Source organism: Bradyrhizobium macuxiense (assembly GCF_007993935.1).
GTDB classification, from domain to species: Bacteria; Pseudomonadota; Alphaproteobacteria; order Rhizobiales; family Xanthobacteraceae; genus Bradyrhizobium; species Bradyrhizobium macuxiense_A.
Map to the genome: position 1 here is coordinate 404120 of NZ_VITY01000009.1, position 15916 is coordinate 420035.

At 65.1% G+C, this 15916-nt stretch carries 14 protein-coding genes and 1 other RNA gene; 7 read left to right on the forward strand and 8 right to left on the reverse strand.

All coding sequences use genetic code 11. The features are described from left to right. The 6 genes from FBZ93_RS25030 to tkt all read right to left on the reverse strand — a co-directional run bounded on the left by FBZ93_RS25030 (position 1) and on the right by tkt (position 7604). Positions 1–690 carry a thiamine phosphate synthase gene (locus tag FBZ93_RS25030; RefSeq protein WP_146989366.1) on the reverse strand — a complete coding sequence of 230 codons (690 nt, stop codon included), beginning with the start codon at positions 688–690 and terminating at the stop codon, positions 1–3. Beyond that, the gene (locus FBZ93_RS25035) at positions 691–1716 is read right to left on the reverse strand and encodes a class I fructose-bisphosphate aldolase (protein ID WP_146989368.1); all 1026 of its coding nucleotides are present in this window, start codon (positions 1714–1716) and stop codon (positions 691–693) included. 188 nt (positions 1717–1904) lie between these two features. Then, positions 1905–2972 (reverse strand): class II fructose-bisphosphate aldolase, encoded by a 1068-nt coding sequence (gene fba, locus FBZ93_RS25040; RefSeq protein WP_146989369.1) that lies wholly within the window; start codon positions 2970–2972, stop codon positions 1905–1907. A gap of 141 nt (positions 2973–3113) precedes the next feature. Then, the gene (locus tag FBZ93_RS25045) at positions 3114–4310 is read right to left on the reverse strand and encodes a phosphoglycerate kinase (RefSeq protein ID WP_146989371.1); all 1197 of its coding nucleotides are present in this window, start codon (positions 4308–4310) and stop codon (positions 3114–3116) included. 143 nt (positions 4311–4453) lie between these two features. Continuing rightward, positions 4454–5461 carry a type I glyceraldehyde-3-phosphate dehydrogenase gene (gene gap / locus FBZ93_RS25050; protein WP_050419550.1) on the reverse strand — a complete coding sequence of 336 codons (1008 nt, stop codon included), beginning with the start codon at positions 5459–5461 and terminating at the stop codon, positions 4454–4456. A 160-nt stretch (positions 5462–5621) separates the two neighbouring features. Then, positions 5622–7604: a transketolase gene (tkt, locus tag FBZ93_RS25055; RefSeq protein WP_146989373.1), complete on the reverse strand. Its 1983-nt coding sequence runs from the start codon at positions 7602–7604 to the stop codon at positions 5622–5624. A gap of 320 nt (positions 7605–7924) precedes the next feature. Here tkt and FBZ93_RS25060 point away from each other — a divergent pair, with 320 nt between their 5' ends. The 6 genes from FBZ93_RS25060 to FBZ93_RS25085 all read left to right on the forward strand — a co-directional run bounded on the left by FBZ93_RS25060 (position 7925) and on the right by FBZ93_RS25085 (position 11087). Continuing rightward, a complete protein-coding gene (locus tag FBZ93_RS25060) occupies positions 7925–8245 on the forward strand; it encodes a DUF4164 domain-containing protein (RefSeq protein ID WP_050419552.1) in 321 nt (106 codons plus the stop codon). Beyond that, the gene (locus FBZ93_RS25065) at positions 8242–8625 is read left to right on the forward strand and encodes a cell division protein ZapA (protein WP_021076488.1); all 384 of its coding nucleotides are present in this window, start codon (positions 8242–8244) and stop codon (positions 8623–8625) included. The genes FBZ93_RS25060 and FBZ93_RS25065 overlap by 4 nt, the downstream gene beginning before the upstream one ends. 176 nt (positions 8626–8801) lie before the next feature. Further along, a non-coding RNA gene (gene ssrS, locus FBZ93_RS25070) (6S RNA) lies at positions 8802–8962 on the forward strand. A 168-nt stretch (positions 8963–9130) separates the two neighbouring features. Next, complete coding sequence (locus tag FBZ93_RS25075) at positions 9131–9709, forward strand: 5-formyltetrahydrofolate cyclo-ligase (protein ID WP_146989375.1); 579 nt, start codon at positions 9131–9133, stop codon at positions 9707–9709. A 2-nt stretch (positions 9710–9711) separates the two neighbouring features. Then, positions 9712–10536, forward strand: coding sequence for a TIGR00282 family metallophosphoesterase (locus FBZ93_RS25080; RefSeq protein WP_146989377.1), 825 nt, complete (start codon positions 9712–9714; stop codon positions 10534–10536). A 29-nt stretch (positions 10537–10565) separates the two neighbouring features. After that, on the forward strand, positions 10566–11087 hold the full coding sequence (locus FBZ93_RS25085; RefSeq protein WP_146989378.1) for a hypothetical protein: 522 nt from the start codon (positions 10566–10568) through the stop codon (positions 11085–11087). 319 nt (positions 11088–11406) lie between these two features. Here the strand turns inward: FBZ93_RS25085 and FBZ93_RS25090 are convergent, their stop codons facing one another. Both FBZ93_RS25090 and FBZ93_RS25095 read right to left on the reverse strand, forming a co-directional pair. Beyond that, entirely contained in the window at positions 11407–12831 is a 1425-nt protein-coding gene (locus tag FBZ93_RS25090; RefSeq protein ID WP_146989380.1) for a methyl-accepting chemotaxis protein, read from the reverse strand. A gap of 233 nt (positions 12832–13064) precedes the next feature. Further along, entirely contained in the window at positions 13065–14828 is a 1764-nt protein-coding gene (locus FBZ93_RS25095) for a methyl-accepting chemotaxis protein (RefSeq protein WP_146989382.1), read from the reverse strand. A 201-nt stretch (positions 14829–15029) separates the two neighbouring features. Between FBZ93_RS25095 and FBZ93_RS25100 the strand changes: the two genes are divergently transcribed. Further along, entirely contained in the window at positions 15030–15776 is a 747-nt protein-coding gene (locus tag FBZ93_RS25100) for a YebC/PmpR family DNA-binding transcriptional regulator (RefSeq protein WP_146989384.1), read from the forward strand. The last annotated feature ends 140 nt before the right edge of the window (positions 15777–15916 follow it).

A 15916-nucleotide genomic window follows, 5' to 3' on the forward strand; every position in this document is an offset into this window, starting at 1 on the left:
TCATCCCTCGGCCTTCCCCTCGACCTTGGCCTTGCCGAATGTGCCGGCATGCGCCCGCGCAATCGCCTCGCCGATCTCGACGAGGGCGGCCTTCGCGCCGCGCGGATCGGACCAGATGAAGTCTCCGACCAGCACGAAATCCGCGCCGGCTGCCGCGAACGCCTCGGCCTCCTCGCGCGAGGCCGCAAAGCCGACGCAAGGCGGCTCGAACAATTCGTCCCACCATTGCAGCCGCTCGGCGATCGCCTCGCTCGAGGGACGCGCTCCCTTGGCGTCGGGTTCGCCGAACAGCACATAGTCGGCGCCGGCTTCGCCCGCCGCCATCGAATCGTGGCGCGTCGCGAGCCCGCCGACGCCGACGATGCGGTCGGGCCTCAGCGCGGCCGCGGCCTCTTCCATCGCGGCGATACCGGTCAGATGCGCGCCATCGGCACCGGCGCGGGCCACGATGTCGGGATGGCCGTCGATCAAGAGCGCGGCGCCGGCGTTCTGGATCGCCGGCGCCAGTGCCTTGACGGTGGAGATCATGCTGCGCGGGTCGCTCTCGCGCAGCCGCACCAGAACCGCCGCGACATCAGCCGCGGCAAGCACGTCGGCAAGCCCGGCTGCAAGCTGCAACGGCTCGTCGACCGGCGGGGTGGCCAGATAGAGGCGCGGCGCCGGTCGCGGCGGAACGGGCTTGGTGGCCAACTATGCCGCCTGCTTTTCGAGGCCGGCTTCCCAATTGCCGGTGCTCGCGAGTCCGTTCATCCGGGCGCGATGCGAGAAGGCGCGCTGGCCCGCGGGGACGTTGTCGGGCTTGCCGGACCACGCCTTCTGCGGCGCCGCCTGCAGCGCACGGCCATAGGAGAAGGTCAGCCGCCAGGGCAGATGGCCGATCTTGTTCATGGCGTCGAGATGCGCGGTCGCTTCCTCATCGCTCTGTCCGCCGGAGAGGAAGGCGATGCCGGGCACCGCGGCCGGCACGCAGCTCCTGAGCAGGCGGATGGTCTTTTCGGCGACTTCCTGCACCGAGGACTGTTTCGGGCACTTCTTGCCGGATATGGCCATGTTCGGCTTCAGGATCATGCCTTCGAGCGCGACGCGCTGCACCCGCAATTCCTGGAAGGTGCGGTTCAGCACCCGCTGCGTCACCTCATAGCAGCGGTCGATGTCGTGATCGCCGTCCATCAGCACCTCGGGCTCGACGATCGGGACGATCTGCGCGGCCTGGCACAGCGCGGCATAGCGCGCCAGCGCGTGGGCGTTGACGCGGATCGCGGTCTGGGTCGGGATTCGCGGTCCGATATCGATCACCGCCCGCCATTTCGCAAAGCGCGCACCGCGCTCGTAATATTTCTTCAGCCGCTCGGCGAGCTTGTCGAGGCCGACGGTCACGAGTTCGCCCGGGCAGTTCGGCAGCGCTTGCGTGCCTTCATCGACCTTGATGCCGGGGATCGCGCCCGCCTGCTCGATCAGCTTGACCAGCGGCTTGCCGTCCTTGGCATTCTGCCAGATCGTCTCGTCGTAGAGGATGACGCCGGAAATGTACTTGCTCATCGCCTCCTGCGAGCGGAACAGCATCTCGCGATAGTCGCGGCGATTGTCTTCGGTCGAATCGACCTTGATGGCGTCGAAACGCTTCTTGATGGTGCCGGAGGATTCGTCGGCAGCGAGGATGCCCTTGCCCGGGGTCACCATGGCGAGCGCAATTTTGTTGAGGTCGGAGAGGTTCATCGGGGGTCCTCCAGAGCCATTGCCTTTGCAAACCAAAATAGGCGGTTCTCGGGCAAATGCCTAGAAAACGTTCGTCGCGCCTGGTGTTTGTCGCAGCCGGCGATCAAGCCCCGGGACACCGTTTCCGACTGCGTCGGAGCCGGTGTCCCGCCTTAATGATTCAGGCAAGAAGTTGTCAGGCAACCTTGTCAGGCAACCTTGGGATCGAGCTCGCCCTTGGCGTAGCGCTTGGCCATGTCCGCCGTGGTCAGCACCTTCTTGATCTTGCTGGCCTGGCCCGCGGTGTTGAACTCCTGCAGGCGCTGCTTGCACAGCTTGGTCATCGCCTCCATCGCCGGCTTCAGGTACTTGCGCGGATCGAACTCTTCCGGATTGTCCTTCAGCACCTTGCGGATCTGGCCGGTCATCGCCATCCGGTTGTCGGTGTCGATGTTGATCTTGCGCACGCCGTTCTTGATGCCGCGCTGGATCTCGGCGACCGGCACGCCCCAGGTCGGCTTCATCTTGCCGCCATTGGCGTTGATGATCTCCTGCAGCTCCTGCGGCACCGACGAGGAGCCGTGCATCACGAGATGCGTGTTCGGCAGCTTGCGATGGATTTCCTCGATCACGTTCATGGCGAGGATGTCGCCGTCGGGCTTGCGGGTGAACTTGTAGGCACCGTGCGAGGTGCCCATCGCGATCGCTAGCGCGTCGACCTTGGTCTCCTTGACGAACTTCACGGCTTCGTCGGGATTGGTCAGCAGCTGGTCATGCGACAGCTTGCCCTCGGCACCGTGGCCGTCTTCCTTGTCGCCCATGCCGGTCTCGAGCGAGCCGAGCACGCCGAGCTCGCCTTCTACCGAGATGCCGCCGAGATGCGCCATGCCGGTCACCGTCCGGGTGACGCCGACATTGTAGTCCCAATCGCCGGGGGTCTTGCCGTCGGCCTTCAGCGAGCCGTCCATCATGACCGAGGTGAAACCGGCCTGGATCGCGGTCATGCAGGTGGCAGGTTCGTTGCCGTGGTCGAGATGCACGCAGACCGGGATCTGCGGGTAGATCTCGGTGACGGCGTCCATCATGTGCTTGAGCATGACGTCGTTGGCGTAGGACCGTGCGCCGCGCGAGGCCTGGATGATGACCGGTGCGTCGACCTCGGAGGCCGCGGCCATGATCGACAGCGCCTGCTCCATATTGTTGATATTGAAGGCAGGTACGCCGTAATCATGCTCGGCCGCGTGATCGAGCAGTTGCCGCAACGTTATGCGAGCCATTCCATTTCTCCCTGTAGTGCGTTCGCGGATTTGAACCAGATCATGATGCGTTTCCACGGAAACGCATCATGATCTCATCTCCTTGTTTGAGCATGATCTTTTCGGAAAACCGCTTCACACTTTTCCGGATCATGCTCGCGATCAACCCTTTTTCAAAACTTCGACGCCCGGCAGCGGCTTGCCTTCCATCCATTCAAGAAACGCGCCGCCCGCGGTCGAGACATAGGAAAAATCGCCGGCCACGCCCGCCTGGTTCAGCGCCGCGACGGTATCGCCGCCGCCGGCGACCGAGATCAGCTTTTTGGCCCTGGTGCGCTCGGCGGCATGTTTGGCCGAAACCACGGTGCCGCGGTCGAACGGCGTCAGCTCGAAGGCGCCGAGCGGCCCGTTCCAGACCAGCGTCGCGGCGTCGTCGATCGCGGCATGGATCCGCGCGATCGATTGCGGGCCGACGTCGAGGATCATGCCGTCGGCCGGGATCGCGTCGAGGCCGTAGGCATGCGAGGGCGCGTTGGCGGCAAACTGGTTGGCGACGACGGCGTCGACGGGCAGGATGATCGCGCAGTTGGCGGCGTTGGCCTTCTCCATGATCCGCAGCGCGGTCGCGGCGAGGTCCTTCTCGGCGAGCGACTTGCCGACCGCGACGCCCTGCGCGTGCAGGAAGGTGTTGGCCATGCCGCCGCCGATCACCAGCGCGTCGACCTTGTTCACGAGGTTTTCCAGGAGATCGATCTTGGTCGAGACCTTGGCGCCGCCGATGATCGCGATGACCGGCTTGGTCGGCGCTTCCAGCGCCTTGCCGAGCGCGTCGAGCTCGGCCTGCATGGTGCGGCCGGCATAGGCCGGCAGCTTGTGGCCGAGGCCTTCGGTCGAGGCGTGGGCGCGATGCGCGGCGGAGAACGCGTCGTTGACCCAGATGTCGCCGAGTTTTGCCAGCTCCGCGACGAAGCCGGCGTCGTTCTTCTCCTCTTCCTTGTGGAAGCGGGTGTTTTCCAGACAGAGGATGTCGCCATCCTTGAGTGCTGCAACGGCCGCGGCTGCGGCGTCGCCGATGCAATCCTCGGCGAAGGCGACCGGGCGCTTGATCACCTTCGACAGCGCGTCAGCGACCGGCTTCAGCGACTCCTTGGGATCGCGTCCCTTGGGCCGGCCGAAATGGGCGAGCAGGATCACCTTGCCGCCCTTGTCGGAGATTTCGGTGATGGTAGGAGCAACGCGCTCGAGCCGGGTGGCGTCGGTGACGCGGCCGCCTTCCATGGGGACGTTGAGGTCGACGCGCAGCAGCACGCGCTTGCCCTTCACGTTGACGTCGTCGAGGGTGCGGAACGATTTTGTCATGAGCGTTTCCTGTGCGGCCGGACACGGCCGTCCTGGGGACGGCGTCGCTTTCGCTTGCCGATGTCGCGGCCGTTGCGGCCACGAATGCGGAGGGCAAAGACGCAGATGCCCGGCGCTAGGCCGGGCATCGCGAACAGTCGAACTTAAGCCAGCTTGCCGATCGCGACGGCGGTGTCCGCCATGCGGTTCGAGAAGCCCCACTCGTTGTCATACCAGGCCATCACGCGCACCAGCGTGCCGTTCTGCACCTTGGTCTGGTCCATGTGGAAGGTGGCCGAGTGCGGATCGTGGTTGAAGTCGATCGAGACGTTCGGCGCGTTGGTGTAGCCGAGGATGCCCTTGAGCTGCTGCTCGGAGGCGCGCTTCATCGCCTCGTTGATCTCCTTGGCATCGGTGGCGCGCTTGGCGACGATCTTGAGGTCGATCACGGAGACGTTCGGGGTCGGCACGCGGACCGAGACGCCGTCGAGCTTGCCCTTCAGCTCGGGCAGCACCAGGCCGATCGCCTTCGCAGCGCCGGTCGAGGTCGGGATCATCGACATCGCCGCGGCGCGGCCGCGATAGAGGTCCTTGTGCAGGGTGTCGAGCGTCGGCTGGTCGCCGGTATAGGCGTGGATCGTGGTCATGAAGCCGGTCTCGATGCCGACGGTGTCGTTCAGCACTTTGGCGACCGGCGCGAGGCAGTTGGTGGTGCAGGAGCCGTTGGAGACGACCAGCTGATCCTTGTTCAGTGTGTCGTGGTTGACGCCGTAGACGATGGTGGCGTCAGCGCCGTCGGCGGGCGCCGAGACCAGCACGCGCTTGGCGCCGGCGGTGAGGTGCGCCGAAGCCTTGTCCTTCGAGGTGAAGATGCCGGTGCATTCCAGCGCGACGTCGACGCCGAGGGCCTTCCACGGCAGCTTGGAGGGATCGCGCTCGGCCGAAACCTTGATCTTGTTGTCGCCGAGGCTGATCGTGTCGCCATCGACGGTCACGGTGCCGGGGAAGCGCCCGTGCACGGAATCGAAGCGCAGCAGATGCGCGTTGGTCTCGACCGGACCGAGGTCGTTGATGCCGACCACCTCGATGTCCTTGCGGCCGGACTCGGCGATGGCGCGCAGAATGTTGCGGCCGATACGCCCAAACCCGTTGATCGCGACGCGGATTGCCATGCTCGTCTCCTCTAAAGCTGTTGTCAGCCCCGCGGGAGGGCTCCCACGAGGTTCTTACGGCGGAACGCCCGGTTCAGCCGGGCGCGTACGGAAAAGATGGAGCTTTGGTAATCCTTTTTCGCGACAAGCTCAACCGTGACCCGCGGGTGTCAGGCCAGCGTCAGACGCGCTTCGTGGCAGCGTTAACGACGGCCTCAGCGGTAATGCCGAAATGCGGGAAAAGGTCCTTCGCCGGGGCGCTGGCGCCGAAACCGTGCATGCCGATGAATTCGCCATCATGGCCGATCACGGCGTCCCAGCCCCAGCGCACCGCGGCCTCGATCGCGATCTTGACCGGAGCGTTGCCGATAATGGCATTTTGCCGCTCGGCGGGCTGCGCCAGCAGCAATTCCAGCGACGGGACCGAGACGACCCGCGTCGCGATGCCGCGCCCGGCCAGCTGCTTCTGCGCCTCGACCGCGATCTGGACCTCGGAACCGGACGCGAACAATGACACTTTTGCGTCACCCTGCGCCGCGACCAGTTCGTAGGCGCCGTGGCTGCAGGGATTGTCGTTGGGCGCCGTGGTGCGGAGCTGCGGCAGGTTCTGGCGGGTCAGCGCCAGCACCGTCGGTCCGTCGATGCGGTTGAGCGCCAGTTCCCAGCACTCGGCGGTCTCGACCGCGTCGCAGGGACGGAACACGCGCATGTTGGGGATCGCGCGCAGCGCCGAGAGGTGCTCCACCGGCTGGTGCGTCGGGCCGTCCTCGCCGAGACCGATTGAGTCATGGGTCATGACATAGACCACGCCGGTGCCCATCAGCGCCGACAGCCGCATCGCGGGGCGCGCATAGTCGGTGAACACCAGGAAGGTGGCGCCGTTCGGCGCGAAGCCGCCATGCAGGAAGATGCCGTTGAGGCACGCCGCCATGCCGTGCTCGCGGATGCCGTAATGGATGAAGCGGCCCTTCGGCGTCTTGGCGCCGAACGCCGTCGCCGACTTCGCCTTGTTGTTGTTGGAGCCGGTGAGGTCGGCGGAGCCGGCCACGAATTCCATCGGCATCGCGGCCGCGATCACCTCGATGGCGGCTTCCGACGATTTGCGGGAGGCGACGTTGAGCGGGTTTTCCAAGAGGCCCTTCTTGAAGGCGCGCAGCCCCTTGGCGAGCGAGGCCGGCCGCTCGTGTCGGATGCGGCGCTCGAACTCGGCGCGCTTGCGGTTGCCGAGCTGTGCGAACTGCTCGTCCCAGGCCTTATGCTCGGCGGCGCCGCGGCTGCCTGCCTCGCGCCAGGCCTTCAGCACATCGTCGGGCACCGAGAACGGCTCGAGCGAGATGCCGAGCTTTTCCTTGGCGGCCTTGAGCTCGTCGGCGCCGAGCGCCTCACCATGGGCTTTCGCAGTGCCGGCCTTGTGCGGCGCCCCGTATCCGATCGTGGTCTTGCACGCGATCATCGAAGGCTTGCTGGATTTCTGCGCGCGGGTGATCGCAGCGGCAATCGCCTGCGGATCATGGCCGTCGATCAATTCCGCGGCCCAGCCTGCCGACTTGAAGCGCTTCACCTGGTCGACGGAATCGGAGATCGAGGTCGGGCCGTCGATCGAGATGCCGTTGTCGTCGTACAGCACGATCATCTTGTTGAGCCGCCAGACGCCGGCGAGCGCGATCGCTTCCTGCGAGACGCCTTCCATCAGGTCGCCGTCGGAGGCGAGCACATAGGTGTGGTGGTTGACGATCTTCTTGCCGAACTCGGCGGCGAGCATCTTCTCGGCGAGCGCCATGCCGACCGCGGTCGCGATGCCCTGGCCGAGCGGGCCGGTGGTGGTCTCGATCCCCTTGGTGTGGAAATTCTCCGGATGTCCCGGCGTCAGCGATCCGAGCTGGCGGAAGTGCTTGATCTGGTCGAGCGTCATGTCCTTGTTGCCGGTCAGATACAGCAACGCATAGAGCAGCATCGAGCCGTGGCCGGCCGACAGCACGAAGCGGTCGCGGTCGGGCCACGCCACGTCGGCGGCATCGAACTTCAGAAACTTTGTAAACAGCACGGTCGCGATGTCGGCGGCGCCCATCGGCAGGCCGGGATGGCCGGAATTAGCCTTCTCGACGGCGTCCATGGCAAGGCCACGGATCGCATTGGCCATACGGGTGTGATCGACCTGCGTCATGATGAAAAGTCCGCCTGGAATGAGAGCTGATTCTGAACGCATCGGGGCGGGCAGCCGCGATACGTGCGTGGATGGGCCTTACGGGTTGGAGGGTGGATTAGCACCTCAATTCCGCAAGTCCAAGGCGATGAAACGCCCCAAAACGGGGAAAAGTTGCCCGAAATCGCTCAATTTCATTGAACGGTGCATAGTTCTGCGCCGCCGTTGCGCTTCGCTCGCTTGCCACGTAAATTTCGTCCGCTAAACGCTTGCCGAACCGCCGCTTTTGCCGTGCGGCAGCCATCTCTAACGGCCTACCTGAGGGGTCCACGCCGCGTGTCATGAGTGATCGTCTCGCCAACGGGTCTGGCAATACCGAGGCACCGCTTGCCGATATCGACGCTGCGACCAAGCGGCTGATGGCCGCGCTCGATGCGCTGGAAAGCTCCGTGGAGCGGCGCCGCGAGGCCGACCGCGACGAGAATGAATTGGCGAGCCGGATCCAGGCGCTCGGCGCCGATCGCTCCCGGCTTGCCGACGAACTCGACGGATCGCTGGTGAAGACGCGCAAGCTCGAGCGCGCCAATCGCGACATCGCGGAAAAGCTCGACGCCGCGATCGGCACCATACGCGCCGTGCTCGAGGGCGGAGACAGCAGATGAGCCACATCAACGTCACCATCAATGGCCGGCAATACCGGATGGCCTGCGAGGAAGGCCAGGAGGTGCGGCTGTTGAAGCTTGCGGAAAATCTCCAGCAGCGCGTCGAATCGTTGCGCGGCAAGTTCGGCGAGATCGGCGATGCGCGGCTGACCGTGATGGCGGCGCTCACCGCCTGCGACGAATTGGTCGACGCGAGCGCGCGCATCCGCAGCCTCGAGGAAGAGGTCGAGCAGCTGCGCAATGCCCGCACAGCGGCCACCGACCGCGCGCGCGCGACCCAGACCGCGGTCTCCAACGCGCTCAACGCCGCCGCCGAGCGGATCGAGCGCACCACGCAGGTGCTGAACCGCACCATCGGCGGCGGCATCGCGATCGGGTGAAACCCCGTGTCGTCCCGGCGAAAGCCGGGACCCATATTCCGCGGCCCGTCGGTTATGGGCGGTGTGGGTTCATACTCTTCCGCGACAATCAATAATGGTGGTTATGGGTCCCGGCCTGCGCCGGGACGACGAGGTACAGCTAGCGAAGTCGGGCAACGATAGCTAGATTAGCCCCCGCGAAGCTGCGTCGTGCGTCAGGAGCCATATATCCCCGGGGCCTTATCGATCCTTTAGGGAACTGTCCCTGGCCGGGTCCGTGGACCCGGACATATGGTGCCCACCTACTTTCGTAGGGAACTCCGGGATCGAGCGCTCCAACGGCCTCTGCGGCTTCGCACTATTTTTGCTGTTGCCTGGTCGTCGCGCGGCGGCGGTTCGATTGTGGTGCAGCGCTGTCCCCTGCGAAGCAGGGCGTCCAGTGCGCAGCGGCCTGGCCCTTTGAATGCTAGCGTCTCTGAATGATGGATCGTCCGTTGTCGCGGACGACGACAGCGGAAGATGGATCATGCACGCATCTCCATCGAAGGCCGAGCTTCGGGCGCTTGCCCTCGCCAAGCGCGACGCGCTGAGCGACGAGCAGCGCGCGACCGCCGCCGAAGCGCTCGCCAAACGCGGCGCGCCGTTCGAGATCACGCAAGGCATGATCATCTCCGGCTATGCCCCGATCCGCAGCGAGATCGATCCGGCGCCGTTGATGAAGAAGCTTGCGGAAAAGGGTGCGCGGCTCGCGCTGCCCTGTATCAATGCGCGCGGCCAGTCGCTGACCTTCCGCAGTTGGTCGCCGCAGGACCGGCTGATGCTCGGGCCGCTCGGCATTCCCGAGCCGTCGCCGGCCGCGGCCGAGGTGCATCCCGATGTGATGCTGGTGCCGCTTGCCGCATTCGACAAGCTCGGCCACCGCATCGGTTACGGCGCCGGCTATTACGACTATACCTTTGCGCATCTGCGCAAGGCCAAGCACGTGATCGGGGTGGGTGTTGCCTTTGCTGCACAGGAAACCAAGGCCATTCCGGCGCTATCGCACGACGTCCCGCTCGATTATGTGCTAACGGAGCGCAAGACGTTCGATTTCCGGAGTAGCTAGCCTTGCGTATCCTCTTCGTTGGTGACGTCGTCGGCAGGACCGGCCGCACCGCCATCGCCGACCATCTTCCCGGCATGATCAGGGACTGGTCGCTCGACCTCGTCGTCGTCAATGGCGAGAATTCCGCCGGCGGCTTCGGCATCACCGAGGCGATCTACCAGGAGTTGCTGGATGCCGGCGCGGACGCGATCACGCTCGGCAACCACGCCTGGAATCAGAAGGAGGCGCTGGTCTTCATCGAACGCGCGCCGCGCCTGATCCGCCCGCTGAATTTCCCGCGCCATTCGCCGGGCCGCGGCGCCACGCTGGTCGACACCAAGAACGGCAAGCGCGCGCTCGTGCTCAATGCGATCGGCCGCGTGTTCATGGAGCCGTCGTCCAACGATCCGTTCAGCGCGATCGATCGCGAGCTCGAGGCCTGCCCGCTACGCGAGGGCTGTGACGCCATCGTGCTCGATTTCCACGCCGAGGCGACCAGCGAGAAGCAGGGCGTCGGCTTCTTCTGCGACGGCCGCGTCAGCCTCGTGGTCGGCACCCATACCCATGTGCCGACCGCCGACCACCAGGTGCTGCCCGGTGGCACCGCCTATATGAGCGATGCCGGCATGACCGGCGATTATGATTCGGTGATCGGCATGCAGAAGGAGGAGCCGCTGCAGCGCTTCCTCACCGGCATTCCCTCCGGCCGTTTCGAGCCGGCCGGCGGCGTTGCGACGCTGAGCGGTATCGCGGTCGAGACCGACGACGCGACCGGGCTTGCGGTCAAGGTCGCGCCGGTGCGCGCCGGCGGCCGGCTCGAGCCCGCGGTGCCGGGGTTCTGGCCTTGAGTGGTTCTGCGGATTGGTGATCAGGAAACATGAGTGTCTCGGCGGAGTGGCTGAAGCGACTTATCGAGACGGAGCTTGCGACAATTGATCATGAGGCCACTCTAGCCTTTATCAGGGCTCGTTTGGTCGAACCGCACATTGTCATGAGAGATTGGGACTACGGCTCACCGGGTCAGCAATATCCATGCTGGACGACGTTCGAAGACCGCAGCTGGGACTTGGCATTGGCCCATTGCAATGAGGGCTACGGTCCTCAAAGGCCATGGGGAATGGTATGGATTGGCGAAAGTGGGCGGCCGACATCGATGGGCATGGACACGAGTTGGCATCCTGGCTTCGTCGCCGCGTTTCTTGACAGTGTCGTCGCAACAGAATTGCCGATATGGCGCGTCTATCGACGAAATGATGACCGGGCCTTTGCGCCCATTACAGCGCCTGGTGAGTGGAAGACGGCGTGGGAGAGCCGGGATCATCTTGCAGAACACCCGAAGGACAACCGGTACTACGTGTTGGACACCCTGCGAGATCCAAATCAGTGGTTGTCTTCGTAATCCCAATACTTGCGAAAATCAAAGAAGCCCCAGACGAATAGCTGCGCTGATTTTGGCGCAGGCGGTTTCAAGCGGTGCCGGGGTTCTTGCCGGTTGAAAGATTGCTCCCGGATTGCGCTGCGCTGCATCCGGGCTACGGGCTGCATACAATTTCGGAATAATAGAAGAGTATCGGTGATTTGCCCGTCGTGTCAAGTTGCCGTGTCAGACGCCGGTGGCCGCCGGCTACTTTGCATGGGGTTGTTTTCGATATTTTGGTAGGCGCTCCGCCAAGCGCACGCGGACGACCGTCGGCTTCATACGCTATGGGGCCGCGGATTCACGACTGCCGGAAGCCCATCCGGAACGCGCCCCAGTGCCGGCCGCCGACGAAGATCGGCGATGACAGGTCCTTCATCAGCACGAAATTGCCGCCGCCCATGTCGCGGCGGTAGGTCTGCAGCAGGAATGGCTTGGTGTTCGCCGCGACCTTGCTCACGGCGCGGTCGTTGAACAGCCGGCGGTTGCGGCAATTGGCGTTGTTCCACACCGGGTCCGGCCCTTGCGGCTGCCGGTAGTTCGGATTGTGGGTCGGCAGATAGCCGCCGCGCGCCCAGGCGACGCAGAACACGATGCGCGGATCGGTCTTCTGGATCGGATCCTGGATCGCGGGCAGCACGCGGTCGGTGAAGCTGACATAGTCGGTCAGGTATTGCTTCGGATTGGTGCCCGCGATCTCGCGATACTTCTCGTCCATCAATTGCGCCAGCGTGATCTCGCCGCGTGCGACGGCATTCTCGAACAGTTCGGAGATCTGCTTCGCTGTATCGGTCACGACGCGGATCAGCGGCGCGTCGCTGGTTTCCACGCCGCTGTCGGCGATCATCACGATCAGGCTCTCGGAGAGTTCGAGCAGCTTCGCCACGCGGCCGTCGGCGTGCTTGAGGTCGCGCGAGGACAGATCGACGCCCTTGGCAAGCTCATTCAGCTCCGTGATCACGGTGTCGCAATGACCGAGATTGGAGGTCGCGGCGCGCGCCACGTTGTCGATCTCGGCGCCGACCGATGAAAAGCCTTCCTGCACGCGGCTGATGATGCCCGAGATCTGCCGGGCCCCTTCGCCGGCGCTCTTGGCGCGCAGCGAGGCATCGCCGCTCTCGCCGATCAGGCTGCCGATCTGGCCGTCGAGATCGCGCACGGTGTCGGAAATCTGGTGCGTCGCCTGGCGGGTCGCCTCGGCGAGGTTCTTCACCTCGCTTGCGACCACCGCAAAGCCGCGGCCGGCATCGCCGGCGCGCGCGGCCTCGATCGTGGCGTTCAGCGCGAGCAGATTGGTCTGCTTGGCGATCGCCTCGATCGAGCCGGAGACCTTGGCGACCTGGCTCAGCGCGGAGCCGACCGCGGCGAGCCGCGCTTCGATCCGTCCGACGGCGGCGACCAGTTCCGCGATGTGGCTGACCGCCGTCTCGACCGCGTTGCGCGATTCCGCGATCTGGCCGGCCGCGGCGGATGCGGTCGATTGCACCGCCTGCGAGGCGTTGGCGATGTCGTGATTGGCCGAGACCATGATCTCGGCGGTCTCCTGCAAGTGGTGGAACCGCTCCGACTGGTTGGTCACGCGGTTGGCGACCTCCTGGACGTTGCCGGCGATGTCGGCAAGCTCCACCCCGAGGCCGCCGATGCGGTCGGCGAGCTGGTCGACCAGCCGTTCGGCCAGCGTCCGGTTCGATGACGTATCCAGCACTGCAAGCTGCGCGGCAGACATTTCGCATTTCCTCCGTTACAGCGGCCGTCGAGCCGCCGCAGCATTCCCCATTCCCATCTAGAGCGTGATTCGCGAAGGTCGTCTTGCCTGAGCGTGCACTGCGTAGCCCGGATGTAGCCAACGGGTCGCGCGAATGCGCGCCCGATGACAGGCTCCGCGAAATCCGGGATTCCTGTCCGTGGAAACGCGGGTCCCGGATTGCGCTTCGCTGCATCCGGCTACGGGAACTCCAATCAAAGCTTGTAGGCGGTGCGGAAAGCGCCCCAGTGCCGGCCGCGCACGCGGATCGGCACGTCGATCTCGCGCATCATCACGGTGGTGCCGTTGCCCATGTCGCGCGGGTAGCTCTGCACCAGGTAGGCGCGCTCATTGTGCGCGGCGGCGAGGCCCGCGGGATCGTTGAAGATGCGGCGGTTGCGGCAATTGGCGGTGTTGTATGCCACGTCGCCCGGCCGCTGCGGATGCGAGTAGATCTTGTTATGGACCGGCAGATAGCCGTTGCGGTCGACCGTCGCGCAGAACGCCAGGCGCTTATCCCTGGCGAGGAACGCCTCGAGCAGGGCGGGCAGCGCGCGATCCGCCCAGTCCAGCATCCTGGTGCGGTACTGCACCGGATTGGTGCCGGATATTTCGACGTAATTCGTGTCGAACATGTCCGCGATCGTGATGGCGCCGCTCGCCACTCCGTTCTCGAAGATCTTGCTCAGCTCGGCGCCTGCTTCCATCGCGCGGGTGATGAGTTCGGCGTTCTCCTCATGGATCGCCCACATCCGGTCTTCGATCTTTTCCCGCAGCTCTGATGTCGGCGCCTCGAAGCGGGCCTGGCTGCCGGCCTTGGAGCGATCGCCGATCCGGATCCGGCACGCGCCGATATCCTGCAAGGTCGCGCTTAGCGTCTCGTGGGCCGGCAGCTTCTCGGCATCGGGCCCGCCGATCAGGATGCCGTCCATCGCGAGCTCGTAGACCGGCGCGGTGACGTTGCCGCGCGCGGTCGCGATCTCGATGGTGAGACTGCAGGGCAGGCGCTCGTTCTTGCGCGGATCGCCGCGCTCGTCCTGGCGCAGCAGCACCGCGCAGCGCGCCTTCAGCTTCTGGGCAAACGCAGTGACCGCCTTGCCGGCCTTCGCGACATTGTCGCCATGCGCGGCGGCTTCGCGCGTCGCGCTGTCGATCTCGCCGGCGCTGGTGCCGACCGAGACGATGAAGTGCGAGGCGGAGGCCGCGTTCTGGCCCATCTCGCCGGTGATCTGGTTCTGCTCGGCGACCGCGCCGTTGACGTTCTCGAACACCGGGCGGATTTTTTCGATCGCCTCGGAGATGCGGTGCACGGCGTCCGCCGATCCGGTAGCGTCCTTCTGCAGCGCCTCGATCTTCTTGGTGATCTCTTCGGTCGCGCTCTGGGTCTGCACCGCCAGCGCCTTGACCTCGGTTGCGACCACCGCAAAGCCCTTGCCCGCGGCGCCGGCGCGCGCCGCCTCGATCGTGGAATTGAGCGCCAGCAGCGTGGTCTGCCGCGCGATCTGCGCGATCAGGTTGACGACATTGCCGATCGCGGCCGAGGATTCGCGCAGGCGATCGACATTGGCGGTGGCCTCGCGCGCCGCCGCCGCGGCGTCGTCGGCGAGTTGGCTCGCGCTGCGCACCTGCGCCCCGATGCCCTCGGCGGAATGGGTGAAGCGGTCGGCGGCTTCGGAGAATGTCGTCGCGGTGTTCTGCGCATCGCTGCTGCGGCCGGTCAGGGCGTCGGTGCGGGCGCGGATGGTTGCGAGCTTGACGGCAGTCGCCTCGGCGCCGTCGGCGACCGAGCCTGCGGCACGCTCAAGCTGGCGGATCATCGCGCCGAGTTCGAGTTCCAGCAGTTCCAGGATTTCCTTGGCCGAGTCTTTGGCCGAATCCTGGGCCGAATCAGTCTCGGTCGGAACGTCGGGCGCAGCGGTCGCGGCTGGAACCTGCGACGCGACAGCCGGCACATGCTTTCGAAACAAACCGAATGCCATGGGAGCTCTTCGAAGTTGCGGCGAGACGGGGCGATCCTCGCATCCGGGCATGAAGTCATGGTTAACAAGTGCCTCATATTCCGGGTTGCGGTAGTATTCCCGGGCCGAAGGCCCCTCCGATCCTTTGATTTTGACCGCCAGGGGCCTATAAGGCCGCGTTTTCCATCCCTGTTCAGACCCTAAGCTCCGAAGAGACGTCGCATGGCCGGCCATTCCCAATTCAAGAACATCATGCACCGCAAGGGCCGGCAGGATGCCCAGAAGTCGAAGCTTTTCGGCAAGCTGGCCCGCGAAATCACCGTTGCGGCCAAGCTCGGCACCCCGGACCCGGCGATGAACCCGCGCCTGCGCGCCGCCGTGGTCGCGGCCCGCGCCGAGAACATGCCCAAGGACAATATCGACCGCGCCATCAAGAAGGCCGCCGGCAATGAGGGCGAGAACTATGACGAGATCCGCTACGAGGGCTATGGTCCCGGCGGCGTCGCGGTCATCGTCGAGGCGCTGACCGACAACCGCAATCGCGCCGCCTCCGACATCCGCTCGTTCTTCACCAAATCAGGCGGCAATCTCGGCGAAACCGGCTCGGTCGCCTTCATGTTCGATCGCACCGGCATCATCGAATACGACGCCAAGGTCGCCTCCGACGACGCCATGCTGGACGCCGCGATCGAGGCCGGCGCCGACGACGTCGTCTCCAGCGAATCCGGTCACGAAGTCTACGCCTCGCAGGATACCTTCCGCGAGGTTGCAAAAGCGCTGGAAGCGAAGTTCGGCGAGCCGCGCAAGGCGGCGCTGACCTGGAAGCCGCAGAACACCGTCTCGGTCGACGACGAGACCGGCGAAAAGCTGTTGAAGCTGATGGACCTGCTCAACGAGCACGACGACGTGCAGAACGTGTTCGCCAATTTCGAGGTGTCCGACGCGCTGCTCGCCAAGATGGGCGGGTAAGAGCCTCGTCCTCGCCCAACACACTACTGTCATCGCCCGGCTCGTTGTTTAGACCGGAGACATTGCTGACACCTGTTCCGACACATCACTGACAGGTCCGCCATTGGTCAAGTCGATTGATGCGACCTGCCAGCTGGCGA